The organism is Lactococcus sp. FSL K6-0773 (assembly GCF_038006485.1).
Classification (GTDB): domain Bacteria; phylum Bacillota; class Bacilli; order Lactobacillales; family Streptococcaceae; genus Lactococcus; species Lactococcus lactis.
The window spans coordinates 1132866-1151995 of the sequence record NZ_JBBOVF010000001.1 but is presented as its reverse complement, the minus strand read 5'-3'; the positions used below and the strand labels follow the sequence as shown (position 1 = coordinate 1151995).

The window sequence follows — 19130 nt, the reverse complement described above, 5'->3', positions numbered from 1 at the left end:
AATAGCTAAATTTATAGGAGAAGATAATGTCAAAAGAAACCAAGGCTCTTACGATAAACCCTCAGCTTGCAGCTTTTCAAGAAGAACTTCTTAAAAGCTATGACAAGGCAAACCTATCAGCAAAAAAGGGACAAACTTTATTTGTTGGCTCATCATTAATGGAGATATTTCCTATTGAGAAGTGGGAGGGAGCTGGAGACGTTACTTTTTCACACTATATCTACAATCGGGCGGTTAGAGCCACGACGACCTCATTTTTATTAGAACACATAGAGAGTCAAATTTTTAATTTGGAACCCTCAAAAATCTTTATTAATATTGGAACGAATGATATCGGTTTTGAGATTCCAGAAGAAGAGTTTTTGAATAACTATGATCAAATTCTTTCTCAAATAGAAAGTAAATTACCTCAAACGCAAGTTTATGTGATGCGCTACTATCCGATTAATACGGTTGATTTTGGTCAAGACTCAGATGAAAAAACTTTATTTGAAACGAGAAGTAATAAAAAGTTTCAAAAAGCTTCAGATAAAATAAAAAAACTTGCAGATAACCATCATTTTCACTTTATTGATGTTAATGATGGTTTATCTGATGAAAATGGCAATTTGAAAAAAGAATTAACTTTTGATGGAGCGCATCTAAATCCAGCGGGCTATCAACTTGTCTTAGAAAACCTCAAAGTTTATTTGGAAGAATAAAAAATAATTCAAGACGAAAAGTAATTGAAATCATTTCTTTTCGTCTTGAAATTCAATAATTAGAAAAAGGAAGTAAGCAAACAATGGAAAGAGGTCCACAAATGGCCAATCGTATCGAAGGAAAAGCGGTTGACAAAACATCCATTAAACATTTCATCAAATTGATTCGTGCTGCAAAGCCACGTTATCTTTTCTTTATCATTGGGATTCTAGCAGGAATCGTTGGAACACTAATTCAATTACAAGTCCCCAAAATGGTTCAACCACTTGTTAATAGTTTTGGACATGGAGTAAACGGTGGCAAAGTTGCCTTAGTTATCGCTCTTTATATTGGTTCAGCTGCTGTTTCGGCTATTGCAGCAATTGTCCTTGGGATATTTGGTGAATCAGTTGTAAAAAATCTAAGGACGCGTGTCTGGGATAAAATGATTCATCTGCCAGTAAAATATTTTGATGAAGTTAAAACAGGAGAAATGAGTTCTCGTTTAGCCAACGATACCACCCAAGTTAAAAATTTAATTGCAAACAGTATTCCACAAGCTTTTACGTCTATTTTACTTTTGGTTGGTTCAATTGTCTTCATGCTTCAGATGCAATGGCGTTTGACCCTTGCCATGATTATTGCTGTTCCAGTAGTTATGCTCATTATGTTCCCGATTATGACTTTTGGCCAAAAAATTGGGCGAACTAGACAAGATTCTTTAGCAAATTTCCAAGGGATTGCTAGTGAATCATTATCAGAAATTCGCTTAGTAAAATCTTCAAATGCTGAAAAACAAGCCTCTAAAAAAGCAGAAAATGATGTCAATGCCCTTTATAAAATTGGGGTAAAAGAAGCCATCTTTGATGGTTTGATGTCACCAGTTATGATGTTATCAATGATGCTGATGATCTTTGGACTTCTTGCTTACGGAATTTATCTCATCTCAACAGGAGTCATGAGTCTTGGGACTTTGCTTGGAATGATGATGTATTTGATGAACTTAATCGGAGCCGTACCAACTGTGGCAACTTTCTTTACAGAACTTGCTAAAGCTTCAGGATCAACAGGTCGTTTGACCGAATTACTTGATGAAGAACAAGAAGTACTTCATCAAGGAGAAAGTCTTGATTTGGAAGGAAAAACCCTCTCAGCTCGCCATGTTGACTTTGCTTATGATGATTCTGAACAAATTTTACGTGATATCTCTTTTGAAGCTCAACCTAATTCAATTATTGCCTTTGCCGGACCTTCAGGTGGTGGTAAATCAACAATTTTCTCTCTTTTAGAACGTTTTTATCAACCAACGGCAGGAGAAATTACAATTGATGGTCAACCGATTGATAATATTTCTTTGGAAAATTGGCGGAGTCAAATTGGTTTTGTCAGTCAAGATTCAGCAATTATGGCTGGAACCATTCGTGAAAATTTAACTTATGGACTTGAAGGAGACTATACAGATGAAGACCTTTGGCAAGTTCTTGACTTAGCTTTTGCAAGAAGCTTTGTTGAAAATATGCCTGATCAACTTAATACGGAAGTTGGTGAACGAGGTGTGAAAATATCTGGTGGTCAAAGACAACGTTTAGCAATTGCTCGTGCTTTCTTGAGAAATCCAAAAATCCTCATGCTTGATGAAGCAACGGCTAGTTTAGATAGTGAATCAGAATCAATGGTTCAAAAGGCTTTAGATAGTTTGATGAAAGGTCGCACAACGCTCGTAATTGCGCATAGACTTTCAACAATTGTTGATGCGGATAAGATTTACTTCATTGAAAAAGGTCAAATCACAGGGAGTGGCAAACATAATGAACTTGTTGCCACACATCCACTCTATGCTAAGTATGTTTCAGAACAATTGACTGTTGGTCAATAAACTAAAAAGCTCAACGATTTAAGTTGAGCTTTTTTTATTTTGACTTCTTATTGTTGCAATAATCATTTCTCCTGCTGTATAAATGAATACAAAAGGGGGATAGAAGAAAGTGATAATGAAGCTAATGACCATTCCAATCTTCCAAAAAGGATTCCGTGAATAGTGATAAACATCCATTTGAGCGATTAGTTCAGCCTTTTCTTTAGGATTGTCAGCAATAAAACAATCGGTCATATAACTATATGCAAATCCCCAAATATAAATCATCACGATAAAGAGTAGGGCAGGGGCTTTTGGTGAGTGGATTCCGAAATCTTGAAAGAAGTCCATTGTGCGTCCAGCCCAAGCAGAAAGTACAGGAAGCATTGATAATGAGAGTACCCAAATCATGCAACTATGATAGATTCGACGAGTGATTTTCTCAGCCTGTGAAAGCATATATTGTTGATTAAACCAAGAAGTTGTAACATAGATAAAACTCAAAAGATAAGCAATCAGATAGACGAGATTATCTTTCAAAAAATCAAGAATTCCACCTGTTTTAGGTAATTCGAATTCTAATAACATAATAGTCATTATTACTGCAATAATTGCATCAATAAAACCGGCTAAACGCCCTTTAGATACCATAAAATCTCCTTTGTATTACCAATTATAACAAAAGTTAATGAAATTTTATAAAAAAATTAAGCATTTAAGCTTATTTTTCTGTATCAGATGAATAGTTTTTATTTTTGGGGAAAAATCGTTTCTTGACAAAGATAAGAATCGCAAGGATGAAAATAATCCCTAAAATCACAACCACAACTGAAGAGTAAGAATCAAGAATTCCAGCAATCATCTCCCAGTTATCACCAAGAGCGGCTCCAAGGCACACTAGAACAATGTTCCAAATAAGTGTTCCCAAGGTTGTTAAAATAAGAAAACTTGGGAGTTTCATTTTAGCAGAACCAGCAGGGATTGAAATTAGACTTCTAATTAAAGGAATGAATCGACAGAAGAAGATTGTTGCATATCCTCTCTTTAAAAACCATTTTTCAGCTTTTGTGATGTCCTCTGGTTTAAGACGAAGTACTTTTCCTAAACGTCCAGAAACTAATTTTTCTAAGCGTTCAACGCTTAAAAGACGACCGACGAAGTAGAGTATCAATGCACCAAGCACAGAACCAATAGTGGCTGCGATAATCATGCCGATAATCCCCAGTTCGCTATAAGTAGTCATGAAACCACCGAAAGTTAAGATTACTTCGGAAGGAATTGGTGGGAAGATGTTCTCAATCATAATGAGAAAGGCAACACCAAAGTAGCCAAATTGGTTCATGACTTGGATAATTATTTCTTGCATTAATACTCCTTTTATTTGTCTATTACTTTAATTCTAACATAAGGCTGGAAGGCCACCAAACAATATAAAAATATAAAGTACAAAAAATAGGCTTTGTCTTTTGGCAAGGTCTATTTTTTGAAATCATAGGTTTACTGACAGAGGCTGTCAGTAGATAAACTTCATCTACAAGTTCTGTCAGTCATTTGAAATTACTGACAGAAGAATTTGTATGTTATTCAGAAGCGAGGGCTTCAATTGTGTTCAAACGTGCTGCACGTCCACTTGGAGCTAAACTTGCGAGGAGAGCAATTAATACAGCAACGATAATCGCAAAGATAATGTGTCCACCAGAAATTTGAACGATACTTGCCCCGTCAAGGAAACTACTTAGAGCTTTATTGATGAGGAATTGTCCGAGGTAAGCAAATCCAATAGCGATAGCGGCTGATGACAGACCAAGAATCAAGCTTTCAGCGGTGAAGAGACGAGAAATATCTTTCTTACGTCCACCGAGTGCGCGGATAACACCAATTTCTTTTGTCCGTTCAGCAACAGACATGTAAGTAGTAACAACAATCATAAAGATTGAGACAATCAAACTGATTCCGGCAATAGCGGCAAGAACATAGCTGACGATATTTGTAATATTAGTGATGACATCGAGGAATGAAGTAACACTATATGTAACAAATGCTTTTGTTCCATCAATTTTCAAGTTTTGAATGTCAGAAGTTGTTGATTTGACATTATCTACTTTATTAACTGTAACTACTGCATAAGTGGCATCACTATCTGCATTAGCAGATTCAAGAGCAGCTTTGACAGTATTGTAAGTGGCAATTAGGCTGCTAGAAGAGCTTGCTGGGCCTTGAGGATTTTTCAAAATACCAGAAACAGTGAATTCTTTTGTAACTTCAACACTTGCTCCAGCAGCTGTTTTAGCTGGAATTTTTATAGTAATTTTCTTACCAACTAATGATTTATAATCTTTATTTAATTCTTTAGCATCACTAGCATAGATTGCGATTTCGCCATCAGCAGGTTTTGAACCGGCAACGTAATCATCATTGATATTTGATTGAGTCCAAGTATCAAGAGTCATTAAACCAGATTTAGATTTATCACTGGCAGTAAGTGTTCCTAAGCCAGAAATTGAATAAGTTGGCTCAACTTTTTTGACGTTATCAACTTTTTTCAATTTTGAAAGATGAGTACTGTCAAGGTTAGTAGCAGCATTTCCAAGTTCTTGTTGCGTTTGTTGGAGTGCTTGCTCATTTCCTAATTTATTATCAGTTGTTGTCCGCTTGAAGATGGTGACCACATTCGGATTGACACTTGAAGTAATGGTGTCATTCATATATTTGGTTGCACCATTTCCTAGTCCTAAGAAAAAGATGACTGAGAACAGGCCGATTGCTGTTCCGATTGCAATTAATAAATTAATTTTCCAAGAGTGAGTAAAGTGTTTAAAGGCTGTTCTAAAAGTATCACGATATGACAACGCTTTTGAGTTCATTCGTTGATGTGATTCAACAGGATAGGGTTCTTTTAGACGTTCGTCACCTGTGATTTGTCCATCGGCCAAACGGATAATTCTTGTACCGTAATCAGCAACTTCTTGTGAGTGAGTAACGACGATTACTGTTTTACCAGATTGAGCAATTTGACGTAAGAGTGCTAAAACTTCTTTCGTGTTTTGTGAGTCAAGAGCACCAGTAGGTTCATCAGCAAGAATAATTTCAGGGTCAGAAGCTAGGGCACGCGCGATTGCGACTCTTTGTTTTTGTCCTCCAGAAAGTTGTGATGGATTTTTCTTACGGTGTTCATAAAGACCAACTTGTTTTGTGAGCTCAATCGCTCTTTCATGACGCTCTTTATCAGATAAGCTTGTCATTTTAAGACTGATTAAAATGTTATCTAATACACTCAAATAGCTAACAAGATTGAAAGATTGGAAGATGAAACCGATAGTATCTCGACGGTAAGCATCCATATCTTTTTCTTTTTTTATTTTTTGAGCAAGGCCGTCAACGATGACATCCCCCTCATATTTACGGTCAAGTCCTCCGATGATATTCATCAGAGTTGACTTACCTCCCCCGGATTCTCCTAGGAGACTGACGAAATCACCACGTTCAAACTCGAGGTTGATTCCTTTGAGGACAGGAAATTCTTCTTTTCCAAGAAAATAGGATTTCCTAATATTTTTTAATTCCAAAACGGCCATAAAGACTCTCTTCCTTTTCTTATAAGTATGTACTTTACATTATAACTTAATTTTCTTAAATAAAAATAAGACCTAAGTCTTATTTTCAAATTTATTGACTACCTAAGCTAACCGTTCAGTAAAAAATCTAAAATATTCATTCCCGTACTCGTTTGTGCTTTGTAGAGTTCTGTATAACCACATTGAGAACAAGAAATAGTAATAAATTTCTTATTTTGAACATCAAAAATCTTTGAAAAATTTCCACCGGTTGCTTGAAGTTGATCTTCTTCAAAATTATGATTGCCACATTTGATACAAGTGTATTGTTGTTGATAACCGTTCATTTTAACTCCTCCTCGTTAGTAAAGTGAAAAATCGCTTGTCTTCTTAATTATTTAAATCCATTATAACTCAAAAAAGTTGATTCTTTTAGTCTTTTGAATCCGCTTCACTATTTAATATATTACTTAAATCTAGAATAATAAATAAAAAAGTGAAATTCAAACCATTATTGAAAAACAATGAAAATAATCTTTGTGATATAATTCTAATTATGGATAGACAAGTTAAAGAAAAACTGCGTATTGCATTAATTTTTGCATTAAATGCAGGTTTTATGGATGGTTTCTCATTCTTTCATTTTAATGACCGTTTTATTGGTGCACAATCAGGGAATGTTATTCAGGCGGGGATTAATATTGCTAAAGGAGATTTTGCTAGGTTTTGGGATTTTGCAATTCCGATTATCTTCTTTATATTAGGAGTAATGACTCGGGGCTTTTATTCTCACTATTTGATGAAACGTCGCCGTTTTGATGCCTCTTATTTGTTATTGGTTCAATGGTTAGGGGTGACAATTTTTGCCTTGGCTTATGGTTTGGGCTTGAAGATTCCTGTTTCCTTTTATGTTGGGATTTTCTCTTACTTTATGGCGATTCAATATGATACTTTTACAAAAGTTCATGGTCGTGCTTACGGAAGTATCTTTATGACAGGTAATATGAAGTCCATGTCGGCAAATCTTGCTCAGTATATCATTACCAAAGATAAACAAAAACTCCGGTCAGTTGGTATATATGCCGCGCTTATCAGTATTTTCTTTGCTGGAGCAGCTATTGCAACACTTGCTGGAAATTGGTTTGGAAGTTGGACAATGATGGGCTCTACTTTCATGATAGGGGCCGTTTATCTAATTGTTCGTTTTGATGAAATATAAAAATCCTCAAATAAGAGGATTTTTTTAAGCGTTAAGATAGGATAATTTTCCCTATTGTATGATTTTCTTCAATGAGTTCATGAGCTTTTTTCACATTCTCAGCGGTAATTGGTCCGAGATTCTGAGTCATTGTACTTTTTAGAACGTCATTATCTAGCCATTCAGAAACTTTATTTAAAATATCATGTTGACTTTGTAAATCAGATGTATTTGAGACGACTTTTGTAAACATCCATTCAAAGTTAAAACGTGCAGATTTATGAGCTAGTTGATCTAAATTAATAGCTTGCCCTGGTTCAACAATATTTGCAATCGAACCTTGTGGCGCAATTAACTCATTTACTGCTGGCATATGTTCAACAACGGCATTTAAAATTAAAATATAATCTACAAACTTAAAGCCAAGTTCATGAACTTGAGGAACCAATTTTTCATGATGATTGACGGTATAATCGGCGCCAAAATTTTTGACCCATTCAATGGCTTGGGGATTTGATGCCGTAGCAATCACTGTCAATCCAGCATTTTTGGCCATTTGGATTGCTACTGAGCCAACACCACCTGCACCATTAATAATGAGGAGTGATTTTCCTTTAGATTTATCAGTCACTTCTAGTTTTTCAAAGAGAAGTTCATAGGCAGTCAAACTTGTTAGAGGCATAGCGACTGCTTTTTCTTTGGTCAAATTTTTGGGAGCAAAACCAACAATTCGTTCATCAACGGCTTGGAATTCAGCATTTGAACCTGAACGAGTAACATCACCGGCCCAAAACACTTTATCCCCAACCTTAAAAAGCTTAGTTTCACTCCCAAGTTCGACGACAGTTCCTAAACCATCCCAACCTAGAATTTTTGGTTCTGCTAAATTTCCTTTAATCCCTTTTCTAACCTTTGTATCAACTGGATTGATTGAGATTGCCTCGACTTTTATCAATAAATCATGGGGTCTTAAGATTGGCTTTTCTATTTCAAAGTCAATAAAATTTTTGCTAGAATCAATAGTTCCAATTGCTTTCATCTCTCTACCTCTCTTATAAGTAAAAGTTTATACCAGTCTGACTCCTAAGTCAATCACTTGAATTTAATATTAAATATTTACATCATGTCATTAAAAATTTCTAAGACCAAAGAAATGACGCTTTGCTACAATGGAATGAGTTAAACTAATAGAATCTAGGTAATTTCATGACAAAAACTTATAAGCATTATCATTTTGACCACGTTGGAAGTTTTCTCCGCCCCCAAACTTTAAAAGAAGCACGTTTGGCTTATTCAGAAGGGCAACTTCCATTAAGTGACTTTAAAAAAATTCAAGAATCTGAAATTAAGAGATTAGTGAAAGAAGAAGTGAACGTTGGCCTTAAAGCGGTGACAGATGGAGAATTTAATCGTTCGTGGTGGCACTTAGATTTCCTCTGGGGGCTTAATGGAGTTGGGACTTATGAACAAGAGGATTCTTATAAATTCCATGGTGCAAAAACAAGAACAACTAATATTGAATTGACTGGTAAAGTAGCTTTTAACCCAGAACATCCCTTTTTTGCGGATTTTAACTATTTAAAAAGTCTTTTACCAGAAGGAGTTGAACCTAAAGTTACTATTCCTTCACCTTCGTTAATTCCAAATCGTGATGGTCGTTCAGACCGTTGGCCAGAATTTTATGGAAGTTGGGAAGAATTCTTAGATGATTTGGCTCAAGCTTATCATGAAACTTTGCTACACTTTTATGAATTGGGTGCGCGTTATATTCAACTGGACGATACGACTTGGGCTTATCTTATTGCCAGATTATTAGATGATCCAGAAAATCATGAAAAGTATGTTAAGATGTGTGAAGACATTGTCTATCTTGTTAATAAACTCTTGAAGGATTTACCTGAGGACTTGAGAGTTTCAACTCATATTTGTCGAGGAAATTTCAAATCAACTTATTTATTTGAGGGTTCTTATGAGCCTGTGGCAAAATACTTAGGTCAGCTTAATTATGATACTTTCTTTTTAGAATACGATGATGCTCGCTCAGGTTCTTTTGCTCCCTTAGCAGAAATTTGGAATCAAAGAAAAGATGTCTTGCTTGTGTTAGGACTTTTCACTTCTAAACATCCAGAACTTGAAAAGTATGAAGACATTAAAGCTCGCTTAGACGAGGCGCTTGAATCGATTCCACTTGAAAATTTGGCACTTTCAACACAATGTGGATTTGCTTCTACAGAAGAAGGAAACGATTTGACTGAGGAAGAAGAATGGGCTAAATTAGCACATATTAAAAAGATTGTGGATAAAATTTGGAAATAAAATAAAAGTGGTGGATTCTACCACTTTTTTTGTTTGTCAGTAAAGATTAAATGGCGCATAAGCTAAATTAGCTTTGCTTTGTTATAATAGACTTAAGCAAAAAATAAAGAAAGCGAGAAAAAAATATGAAATTAACAGCACTAGGTGTTTGGGGCGGATATCCTACGCGCGATGCCGGAACAACCTCTTATCTTTTACAATCAGAATCAGGCTTTAACATGCTTTTAGATTGTGGTTCACGCGCAGTGACAGAACTTGAACATGAATTGCAACCAACTCAACTTGATGCAGTTATTTTGAGTCATTATCATGAAGACCATATTGCAGATTTGGGTGCTCTTCGCCAATATCGTCAGCTTTATCCATTGGGTCAAGATGGTTGGGATGGAATGATGTTGCCTATTTATGGCCATGGGGAAAATGAATATGAATTTTCTAAATTAACTTTGGATAAGGTTTCGGAAGGTCATCTTTATAATGTCGAAAATGGAACAAAAGTTGGTCCTTTTGATATTACTTTTCTAAAAACAGTTCATCCTGTGGTGAATTATGCCATGCGCATTGTTGAACGCAGAACGGGACAAGTTTTGATTTATACTGGAGATACTGGTTATTTTGATGAATTGACTGACTTTGCCAAAGAGGCTGACCTTCTTCTTGCTGATGTTTATTTCTTTAAAGATAAAGCAAAAATGCCTAATCACTTATCATCAATTGAAGCCGGTCAAATTGCTAAGGATGCAAAGGTTAAAAAATTAATTTTGACTCATCTGCCACAATTTGGTGATTTGGATATTTTACTGACAGAAGCAAAAGAAGCAGCGGGGGATGCTGTCATTACTGATTTAGCAGTTCCGCATAAAAAATGGCAACTTTGATAAGCCCTTTTAAAAAGCTAATTTTCCTCATTTCATTTGTCATTTTACTGACAGGAATTTTCTTTGGCTTTGTTAGTATCCAAAATTGTGTGCTTAATTACAATCCACCAAAAACGAAAAGTCAGATTGAACAATTGGTTAAAAAAAGTGCTGACAGTTCTAAAACGAGGTTTGTCAGTGATGATAAGCACTATCAGCGTAATTTATTTGTTTCTGACATTCATGGACGCTTATCTGGCTTGAAAAAAACGCTGACAGAGATTCATTTTAGTAAAAATGACCGGCTTTTTGTCTTGGGAGATAGCATTGATCATGGCCGTTTTGGCTTTGATGTCTTACTTTATTTGTTGAAAACTTTGCCAGATGCTGGTTATCATGTGACAGTCATGATAGGAAATCATGAGCAAATGTGGTCAGAACTTGCAAGTGACGGTAAAACGGATGAAGAGCAACTTTCAAATGCAATTGGAACGATTGATATTTATGAAGGGGCTCCACCAAATGGCTGGCAGTATTCAATTGAAAACTGGAAAAAGCTGTCAGTTACTGACAGACAATTTTTACTGACAGAAATGAATAATAACTTTGGTCAGCCAGAACAGTTGATTGAAAAAATTGGAAATAAGTGGGTGGTACTCTCTCATAGTGCAAAAATGAGCCTTTCTTATGAAAAAGAGAAGACAAAAGATTTGTTTTGGGAACATTTGCCAGGGGATTCTTTTGAACGGCGAAATAGTGTTGCTAAAGCTGTGGGCGTACCAAACACTGATGTTCAGGTCTTTGTTGGTCATGTGAGTGGTTTTTTATTTGGGAAACATCGAAACTATATTTGTTTAGATAATACAATTGTCAATGGGACATTAGAACAATTTGAAGCAGTTCCAGTCAAAATATATTGTCTTGAACAAGAGAAATTTTTAGGATAAATGAATTTTACAGAAGAAGAAAAAGAATTTTTTATGAAGGAAGCACTCAAAGAAGCGCAGAAAGCAGCTGAAAATGAGGAAGTTCCGATTGGAGTTGTCATTGTCAAAGACGGCGAAATTATTGCGCGTGATTTCAATAGGCGAGAGCTTGATGGTCGGGCGACACATCATGCTGAAGTTTGTGCGATTGAAGCGGCAAATCAGGCAGTGGGAAATTGGCGACTTCTTGATTGCGCCCTCTTTGTTACCATTGAACCTTGTGTCATGTGTGCCGGAGCAATTGGGTTAGCGCGGATTCCACAAGTTTACTTTGGAGCGACAAATCCTAAATTTGGAGGAACGGTCAGTCTTTATCAGATTTTAGAAGACAAGCGACTGAATCATCGAGTCCAAGTAGAATCGGGGATTTTAGAAGACGAGTGTGCAAAAATCATGCAAGATTTCTTTAAAAATAGACGAAAAAAATAAATTGTGTTATAATAGTTTTCGGAGCAATAAGTTTCTTACTAAGCGTGTCAGGACCTGACGGTAGCAGCACTAAGTATGGAGCTTATGTGCTCTTTTTTTGTATCAAAAGTTGTCATGATTGAGTTTTTAAATATTTAATTTATAAATTTGATACTATAAAACTTAATTTATTTTATTGCTAAATAAAATAGATTTGGTATAAGAATTTTAAAAGAATAGCATTTACTGCAATTGGAGATCAATAAGAAAGTAAAGAGATTTATCAATTGATTTAAAAATTAAAAGTTTGAGAAGACTCATTTTATTTTTTTAATAAATTTTTGAATACCACTCTTTTCTAATGATATAGTTAGATTTTCTTGACTCCCCTCTACCATATTATCAATCTCATCTTCAGAATATACACAAATTTTTTTTTCATTCTTATATTGAATAACATAAACATATTGACGTTAAGTCAAGTTTTTAGAGTAACAAACGTAGAATTTTAATCTATTTATTTTAAGCACTTACCTTTTCAAATTGATTAGGTGTAAGATACCCTAAACTTTGATGGATTCGTTTTGAATTATAAAAGGCTTCGATGTACCAGAAAATACTCTGATAGGCTTCTTCAAAGTTCTTATATTTAAATTGATACACCCACTCTCTTTTTAAATGTCCATGCCAAGATTCAAGACTGGCATTATGATAAGGGTATCCCCTTCGACTGAAAGAGTGAGTCATCCCATAATACTTAAGCAACTCTTCATACTCTAGACTCGTATACTGGCTTCCTTGGTCAGAATGAAGAATAACAGCTTCTGGATAGTCTTGTGATTTAATGGCCTTATTTAAAGTTCTTTGCACTAATTCTACAGTCATTCGCTTGCCCAAATCCCAAGCAATGACTTTTTTAGTATAACGATCCATAATGGTTGAGAGATAACCCCATCCTTGTTGAGTAGGAATATAAGTAATGTCGGTTGACCAAACCTTATTTTTCTTTGTAGGTTCAGTCTGTATGAGATTTTTTCGATTGATGTGATCACTTAGTGAGTATCCAGGCTTAAATTTCTTAATGACTACAGACTTGAGTTGAAGTTGTTTCATTAGCTTCTGTACCAGTTTTAACCCGACTTTTTCCCCTTGTTTAAGTAGAAGATGATGAATTTTAGGAGCACCATAGATTCCTCGGTTAGCATTGAAGAGTTGAGAAATTTTGAGTGACAGGTATTGTCTCCTTAATTGAGTTTTAGATGGATGTCGGTTAATCCGTTCATAATAACTTGATTCAGGAACATCAAGGAGTTGACAGCTTAGTCTGACATTGAGTGCTAAAGTTTGTATGGTTTGAGCCATATCCGCAGCACTCACTTCTTTTTCTCGGCGAATATGGTCAATACTTTTTTTAAGATGTCTCGTTCTTCCTTAACTTTAGCCAGTTGTCTTTTTAATTCTAGAAAATCAGCTTTAGAGACGGAGCTTTCATTAGATTTAGAGTAGAGGTCTATCCATTTATAAATTGTTGCAGGGGCCACGTCGTATTCTTTAGACAGCTGGGTGACGGATTGACCAGAATGATAGAAAGCGATAAGGGTTTCTTTAAATTCTTTTGAGTAGCGTTTTTGCATGTTTTTGTCCTTTGTCTAAATTATACAATAGTGACTCTAAGATTTAAGGATAACATCATATGGTTTATTTTCTTTTTCAGAAATTAGTTTTAAATATAAAATATATTCTGGATTAGATTCTTCACTTGATAAATTCAATTCGGTTTTTAATTTATAAGAATTTTTCTTAAAGAAAGTGGGATTTTTTACAGATACACTTTGTTTAATTTCTTCAGAGTGGAGAGTATAGTAGATGTCAGCTTTTTTAATATTACCCTTTCCTATGAGATTTATCTGTAAGACGGGGGCAACATGGCTATTTATCATGATAAGTTTTCCATTGTCATAATATGCTGCATCATGGGCGGGAGGAGTCGGATTATCTGGACTTAAGACGGCTTTATTTTCAATTTGTTATACTGAAATATTCTTTATGTTTAATTCAGGATTTACATAATTATTGTAAGGCCAAAAGAATAGAAAAGCTGCAATAAGAATCAACCCTCCAACTATACAAGAGATAATGTGTTTATAACCTTCTTCTTTTATGTCTATGAATATTTTTTTTATTTTTTCTCTCATTGGATCCTCTGCTTACAGTATATTTTTTCTTTTCATAAAGAATTATATCATTAAATATAAGAACGCAAATTGTAAAATGAAGTTAGCCACCTTGAGTCAAGCAAAAAACATCTGAATCTCTTATACTAGAAGTTCGACCAAATAGTATAAAAAGGAAATTCAGATGCAAGACTATTCTATCACAAGCCAGAGCAAAGGGAAACACCTGACCAATCAAGACCGTTTAAACATTGAACGTTGGCACAATAAAGAAGGACTGAGCAACCGTGAGATTGCGCGCTTATTGAATAAAGCTCATGGGACGATTGACAGAGAGATGAAGCGAGGGGAAATCCAGCTCAAGCGGAAGGTAAAATACTCTGCTAAAAAGGCTCAAGAAAATTATGAAGGATTGAGGGCTCACAGTGTTCGTCCGAGTAAACTCACGACTGAGATTGATTGTTATGTGAGTACACGTCTTAAAGAAGACAAGGACTCTTTGGAAGTCATTCATCAGGCTCTAAAAGGAGTTTCTCTGAGCAGCCTCTACAATTGGGTCAACTGGGGCTGGTTAGAAGCCAAGCGTCATCATCTTTTCTATCCGCAGTATAAGGCGGCAAAGAAAATCAAACCTCGTGCGCCAAAGCATCCTTTTGGCAAGTCTATTGAAGAACGGCCTGAGTTCATTAACAATCGCTTAGAAGTGGGGCATTACGAGATTGACACGGTCATTCTTACGAGAGCTAAGAACAAGGTGCTTTTGACGCTCACAGAGCGAAAATACCGCACGGAGATCATTCGCTTGATTGATGGGAAAACAGCACAGGCGGTCAATGATGAGCTGGTGGAACTTCAAAAAAGTTATGACTTCAAATCCATTACCCCTGACAATGGCCATGAATTTGCAAGGCTCTCTGAGGTCGTAAGCTGTCCAGTTTACTATGCACACGCCTACGCGAGCTTTGAGCGAGGGACGAATGAAAACCATAACCGAATGATTCGTAGGCATCTGCCAAAAGGCACAACAAAGACGACCCCTGAAGAAGTCGCCGCTATCGAGTATTGGATGAACCATTATCCAAGAAAAATGTTCAACTATAAGAGTTCATATGAGATGAGCTTGGCTGGCTAACTTGGACTTGCAATTTGCGTTAAATATAAGAAGTATAAAAAGAAAATAAAAAATATGGACCTAACAAAGATGGTTTTCTGCTAGTGAAAATAAATATTAATAAAAGAGGAGAAGAAGCTTTTTTCCGTTATAAAGTTATTAATAAAAATAAAGTAAAAATGAGAATTCTTCCTTCAGGAAGTGATAAGGTTGCTGATGAATTTGAGGTTTATTTTATAAGAGAAAATGGTTAGGTATAAAGTAGCAAACTATTTTAGAGAGACAGTTAAATAAATAATAGAAGTAGCAATTAATAATTTAGTTACTGCTTTTTTATATAAAATAAAAAAATCAGAAAATTTACCGCAAAATTATAAAACGCTTTCAAAATAGGTATGTAAGGATTTTTGTATTGACATTTTTTATTGATAGGGTTATGATGAGTTTATCAAATAAGTTTAACGTTAAACTAAAAGAGAGGTTTATTATGACACCGACATCTCAAGTAAAAATTTTACCTAAAAAAGCTAAGAATAGCAGAATAAAAGAAAGATTAAAAAATAATACTTCTTTATATATTCTGCTAGCTCCAGCAACTATTTTACTTATTCTTTTTGCTTATGTACCAATGTACGGATTGCTGATGGCTTTTAAAGATTATTAACCTGCTCTTGGAGTAAGTGGAAGTCCTTGGGTAGGTTTTAAATGGTTTATTCAGTATTTTAATTCTTATCAGTTTTGGCCAACAATATTAAATACGTTGAAAATTGCTGTTTACAGTATTGTTTTTGGTTTTACCTTGCCAATCGCACTTGCCTTAATTTGTAATCAAATTAGAGTTCAAGCGTTTAAAAAGTTTTTTCAAGTCACAACTTATTTACCACACTTTATTTCAACAATGGTAATGTGTGGTATGATTCTACTTTTTCTCTCTCCTTCAAATGGGTTAGTAGCAAACTTTTTAGGAATATTTAATGTGAAGATGCCAGACGTTATTGGTAATCCTAATGCTTTTGCTAGTTTATATGTTTGGTCAGATGTTTGGCAACATGTTGGTTGGAATTCAATTATTTATCTGGCAGCCCTTTCTGCAATTGACCCTACTTATTATGAGGCGGCTACGATGGATGGAGCTTCTCGTTTACAACAAATGATAAAAATAGACCTTCCCTTATTAGTCCCAACAATGATGATTATGCTTATTTTAGCTGTCGGTCAACTTTTAAATATTGGTTTTGAAAAAGTCCTTCTTTTGCAAAATCCGTTGAATTTATCAGGTTCGGAGATAATATCAACCTATGTCTACAAAGTAGGACTCAAGTCATTCCAGTATTCTTATTCGACTGCTATCAATTTATTTCAAACGGTCATTAATCTAGTTATCTTAGTTACGGTTAATTTCATTTCACGACGATTGACTAAGACAGGTTTATTCTGAGAGGAGAATGATGAAAAATAAACATAAATCTAAAAAACCAAGAAGTCTACAAGAGAAGATATTTGATGTTTTAATATATGGGATGGCAATTCTGCTCATTTTACTTATCATTTACCCACTTTGGTTTGTTATTATCGCCTCTTTTTCTAACCCACAAGATGTGGCAACAGGCGCAGTCTGGTTTTGGCCAAAATCATGGAGTTTAGAAGGCTATAAAACTTTATTCGCTCAACCCTTAATTTGGCGCTCATATTTTAATACAATTTTTTATACAGTTGCAGGAACGGCATTCGGATTATTAGTCAATATTCCAGTCGGTTACGCACTTTCTCGTAAAGATTTATTAGGAAGAAAATGGATTTCTTTACTCTATGTTATCCCAATGTTTGTAACAGGTGGTTTAATTCCAATTTATTTAGTAACCAAAAATTTTGGACTCTTGAATACGATTTGGGTTATGATTGTTCCCTTTGCGGTGTCACCTTATAATATTATTATTGCTAGAACTTTTTTCCAAGAGTCTATTCCTAATGGGCTTTGGGAAGCAGCTCAAGTTGATGGTTCGAGTACCTTTAGATATTTTTTTCAAATTGTTCTTCCTTTATCCAAAGCAATTTTGGCTGTCATTGGATTATGGACAGCAGTAGGAATTTGGAATTCTTGGTTCAGTGCTTTGATTTATCTGACTGACCAAAATTTACAGCCTTTACAATTAATATTAAGACAATTATTGATTACAAACCAAACGTTACAAAGCCAAGCGACAGGAGATATGGCGACCCAACTTCGTCAGACTGCTGATATGATGAAATATGCTGCTATTGTTATTTCTACATTACCGATAATGATGGTTTATCCTTTTTTACAAAAATATTTTAACCAAGGAGTTATGGTTGGAGCAATAAAAGAGTAATTTGTTAGAGTTAATAATTAATTAGCGTTTATAAAAATAAAATTATAGGAGATTTTCAAATGAAAAATCAAAAATTGGTTCTTGCAGCTGGAGCAGCTTCAATGCTTGCAGCGATTACTTTACTTTCTGCTTGTGGAAATTCAAGTTCTAGCAAACAGGATAATTCAAGTAATAAAGACTTTACAGTGGCAACGGTTCGTTGGGCTGATTGGGGAAACGATTATACTAAATTTCCAAATCAGTTAGCAAAAGAAGCAGGAATTAATGTGAAATGGAATACTTATCTTAACGCAGATTGGGGAGATAAAAAGTCAACATTGATGGCAGGGGGAAATTTACCAGATGCTTTTATGGGTTCAATCACCTTTACAGACCAAGAAATTGCTCAGAATCAATCTAATTTTATTCCTTTGGAAAAATACGTGAAAGATATGCCTAATTTACAAAAGGCGATGAAGAAGAATCCAGCCTTAAAAGCCATGATTACAAGTCCAGATGGACATATTTGGTCCTTGCCTAAAGAAGCTCCAATGCGTCCGATTATTGCGAACCAATTGTTTATAAATAAAACTTGGTTAGATAAATTGGGCTTACAAATGCCAACGACCTATGATGAATTTGTAAAAGTTTTGGAAGCTTTTAAAACTAAAGATCCTAACGGTAATGGAAAGGCAGATGAGATTCCTTATGGAACAGGTAATTTTGATCCAACAATGTCCTATACTTTACCTTTTGGTGTTTTAAGAGGTGCTGATAATTCAAATGAAATGATGATGTTGAAGGGAAAACCAGCCTATATTCGCTCAACTGACAACTTCAAGCAAGGAATTGAAGCAATGCATGATGCTTTCACTAAAGGATTGATTGACCCTGAACTCTATACACTTGATCCTACTCAAGCACAAGCAAAATTAATGGCTGATACTGAAACAGTTGGCGTGTCTGTTGGCTGGACAACTGATGCAACTTTTGGTAAGAATGCTAAAGATTATGTTGCCTTGCCTGCATTAAAAGGACCTGATGGTAATCAATATGTGATGTCTGACCCTGATCATTTTAATCAAGGACGGGACGAATTTATGGTGACAACTCATGCTAAAAATGTAAAAGCACTAATGAAGTGGGCTGATAAATTTTATACTAATGATGCAGCCATTCAAAATTATTATGGAGCTTTTGGAGTTGGAACTGAAAAATCAGGTGATGCTTACAAAGTTTTAAAACCAACTGGGGATAACTCAGCAGACACTCAAGCTTGGATAAATTCCTTGCGAGATTTTGGACCTAAATCATGGGATAACAGTTTGAATGATAAGGTTACTTTTGAAGACCCTACAAATGGTGATGCTCAAAAATTAAAAATGGATGCAGAGTTGAAACAATATGCTCGGCCTGCCTTTCCTTCGGTTACTTATACAAATGATGAATTACAAAAAATTGCTCAAGTTTATCCAGATTTGAGTTCTTATACAACACAAGAAACTGCAAAATGGGTCACTAAAGGTGGGATTGATAAAGATTGGAATGCTTATATTGCAAAATTAAACCAAATGGGACTCAAAGATTATTTGAAAATACAGACAGGTGCTTTTGACCGTTATCAAAAGGCTTTGGGAAAATAGTTTGATTTAAAAGACCA

The 19130-nt window shown here is 35.2% G+C and carries 19 protein-coding genes, 1 other RNA gene and 1 pseudogene; 13 read left to right on the top strand and 8 right to left on the bottom strand.

All coding sequences use genetic code 11. The annotated features are described in order from the left end of the window. Positions 1-26 precede the first annotated feature (26 nt). A complete protein-coding gene (locus MHB61_RS05440) occupies positions 27-701 on the top strand; it encodes an SGNH/GDSL hydrolase family protein (RefSeq protein WP_137016527.1) in 675 nt (224 codons plus the stop codon). Between the two features lie 101 nt (positions 702-802). Then, on the top strand, positions 803-2557 hold the full coding sequence (gene lmrA, locus MHB61_RS05435) for a multidrug efflux ABC transporter LmrA (protein ID WP_010905525.1): 1755 nt from the start codon (positions 803-805) through the stop codon (positions 2555-2557). Positions 2558-2575: 18 nt separating this feature from the next. Here the strand turns inward: lmrA and MHB61_RS05430 are convergent, their stop codons facing one another. The 4 genes from MHB61_RS05430 to MHB61_RS05415 form a co-directional block, all read right to left on the bottom strand. Then, positions 2576-3187 carry a TMEM175 family protein gene (locus tag MHB61_RS05430; RefSeq protein WP_003129652.1) on the bottom strand — a complete coding sequence of 204 codons (612 nt, stop codon included), beginning with the start codon at positions 3185-3187 and terminating at the stop codon, positions 2576-2578. A 70-nt stretch (positions 3188-3257) separates the two neighbouring features. After that, the gene (locus MHB61_RS05425; protein WP_010905527.1) at positions 3258-3902 is read right to left on the bottom strand and encodes a DedA family protein; all 645 of its coding nucleotides are present in this window, start codon (positions 3900-3902) and stop codon (positions 3258-3260) included. A gap of 214 nt (positions 3903-4116) precedes the next feature. After that, positions 4117-6111 carry an ABC transporter ATP-binding protein/permease gene (locus MHB61_RS05420; protein ID WP_003129655.1) on the bottom strand — a complete coding sequence of 665 codons (1995 nt, stop codon included), beginning with the start codon at positions 6109-6111 and terminating at the stop codon, positions 4117-4119. Positions 6112-6218: 107 nt separating this feature from the next. Then, complete coding sequence (locus MHB61_RS05415; protein ID WP_003129656.1) at positions 6219-6437, bottom strand: zinc ribbon domain-containing protein; 219 nt, start codon at positions 6435-6437, stop codon at positions 6219-6221. Between the two features lie 209 nt (positions 6438-6646). Between MHB61_RS05415 and MHB61_RS05410 the strand changes: the two genes are divergently transcribed. After that, the gene (locus MHB61_RS05410) at positions 6647-7309 is read left to right on the top strand and encodes a YoaK family protein (RefSeq protein ID WP_003129657.1); all 663 of its coding nucleotides are present in this window, start codon (positions 6647-6649) and stop codon (positions 7307-7309) included. Positions 7310-7340: 31 nt separating this feature from the next. On the opposite strand, the gene MHB61_RS05405 is transcribed toward MHB61_RS05410, so the two are convergent. Then, entirely contained in the window at positions 7341-8327 is a 987-nt protein-coding gene (locus tag MHB61_RS05405) for a zinc-binding alcohol dehydrogenase family protein (RefSeq protein WP_010905528.1), read from the bottom strand. A 167-nt stretch (positions 8328-8494) separates the two neighbouring features. On the opposite strand from MHB61_RS05405, the gene MHB61_RS05400 reads away from it, so the two are divergent. The 5 genes from MHB61_RS05400 to ffs all read left to right on the top strand — a co-directional run bounded on the left by MHB61_RS05400 (position 8495) and on the right by ffs (position 11977). Next, the gene (locus tag MHB61_RS05400; protein ID WP_003129660.1) at positions 8495-9604 is read left to right on the top strand and encodes a vitamin B12 independent methionine synthase; all 1110 of its coding nucleotides are present in this window, start codon (positions 8495-8497) and stop codon (positions 9602-9604) included. Between the two features lie 125 nt (positions 9605-9729). Then, positions 9730-10482: an MBL fold metallo-hydrolase gene (locus tag MHB61_RS05395; protein ID WP_003129661.1), complete on the top strand. Its 753-nt coding sequence runs from the start codon at positions 9730-9732 to the stop codon at positions 10480-10482. After that, positions 10470-11408, top strand: a complete 939-nt coding sequence (locus MHB61_RS05390; RefSeq protein WP_003129662.1) for a metallophosphoesterase — start codon at positions 10470-10472, stop codon at positions 11406-11408. Before MHB61_RS05395 ends, MHB61_RS05390 begins: the two co-directional genes overlap by 13 nt. Continuing rightward, positions 11409-11876 (top strand): tRNA adenosine(34) deaminase TadA, encoded by a 468-nt coding sequence (gene tadA / locus MHB61_RS05385; protein ID WP_003129664.1) that lies wholly within the window; start codon positions 11409-11411, stop codon positions 11874-11876. 15 nt (positions 11877-11891) lie between these two features. Next, positions 11892-11977: signal recognition particle sRNA small type (ffs, locus tag MHB61_RS05380), an RNA gene on the top strand. Positions 11978-12377: 400 nt separating this feature from the next. Here the strand turns inward: ffs and MHB61_RS05375 are convergent. The 3 genes from MHB61_RS05375 to MHB61_RS05365 all read right to left on the bottom strand — a co-directional run bounded on the left by MHB61_RS05375 (position 12378) and on the right by MHB61_RS05365 (position 14050). Then, a protein-coding gene (locus MHB61_RS05375) for an IS3-like element IS981 family transposase (RefSeq protein ID WP_124175202.1) occupies positions 12378-13489 on the bottom strand; the annotation gives its coding sequence in 2 pieces (ribosomal slippage) (positions 12378-13273 and positions 13273-13489; 1113 coding nt in all). Between the two features lie 36 nt (positions 13490-13525). Continuing rightward, a complete protein-coding gene (locus tag MHB61_RS05370) occupies positions 13526-13795 on the bottom strand; it encodes a hypothetical protein (RefSeq protein WP_014570459.1) in 270 nt (89 codons plus the stop codon). Positions 13796-13882: 87 nt separating this feature from the next. Beyond that, positions 13883-14050 (bottom strand): hypothetical protein, encoded by a 168-nt coding sequence (locus tag MHB61_RS05365; RefSeq protein WP_153927714.1) that lies wholly within the window; start codon positions 14048-14050, stop codon positions 13883-13885. A 163-nt stretch (positions 14051-14213) separates the two neighbouring features. On the opposite strand from MHB61_RS05365, the gene MHB61_RS05360 reads away from it, so the two are divergent. From MHB61_RS05360 to MHB61_RS05340, 5 genes and pseudogenes are all read left to right on the top strand, one after another. Beyond that, complete coding sequence (locus MHB61_RS05360; protein WP_003130410.1) at positions 14214-15161, top strand: IS30 family transposase; 948 nt, start codon at positions 14214-14216, stop codon at positions 15159-15161. 83 nt (positions 15162-15244) lie between these two features. Continuing rightward, positions 15245-15394: a hypothetical protein gene (locus MHB61_RS05355; protein ID WP_003132915.1), complete on the top strand. Its 150-nt coding sequence runs from the start codon at positions 15245-15247 to the stop codon at positions 15392-15394. A gap of 233 nt (positions 15395-15627) precedes the next feature. Further along, a pseudogene (locus MHB61_RS05350) lies at positions 15628-16578 on the top strand (ABC transporter permease). 10 nt (positions 16579-16588) lie between these two features. After that, positions 16589-17491: a carbohydrate ABC transporter permease gene (locus MHB61_RS05345; RefSeq protein ID WP_014570460.1), complete on the top strand. Its 903-nt coding sequence runs from the start codon at positions 16589-16591 to the stop codon at positions 17489-17491. Between the two features lie 59 nt (positions 17492-17550). After that, complete coding sequence (locus MHB61_RS05340; protein WP_058225871.1) at positions 17551-19113, top strand: extracellular solute-binding protein; 1563 nt, start codon at positions 17551-17553, stop codon at positions 19111-19113. Positions 19114-19130: the final 17 nt, after the last annotated feature.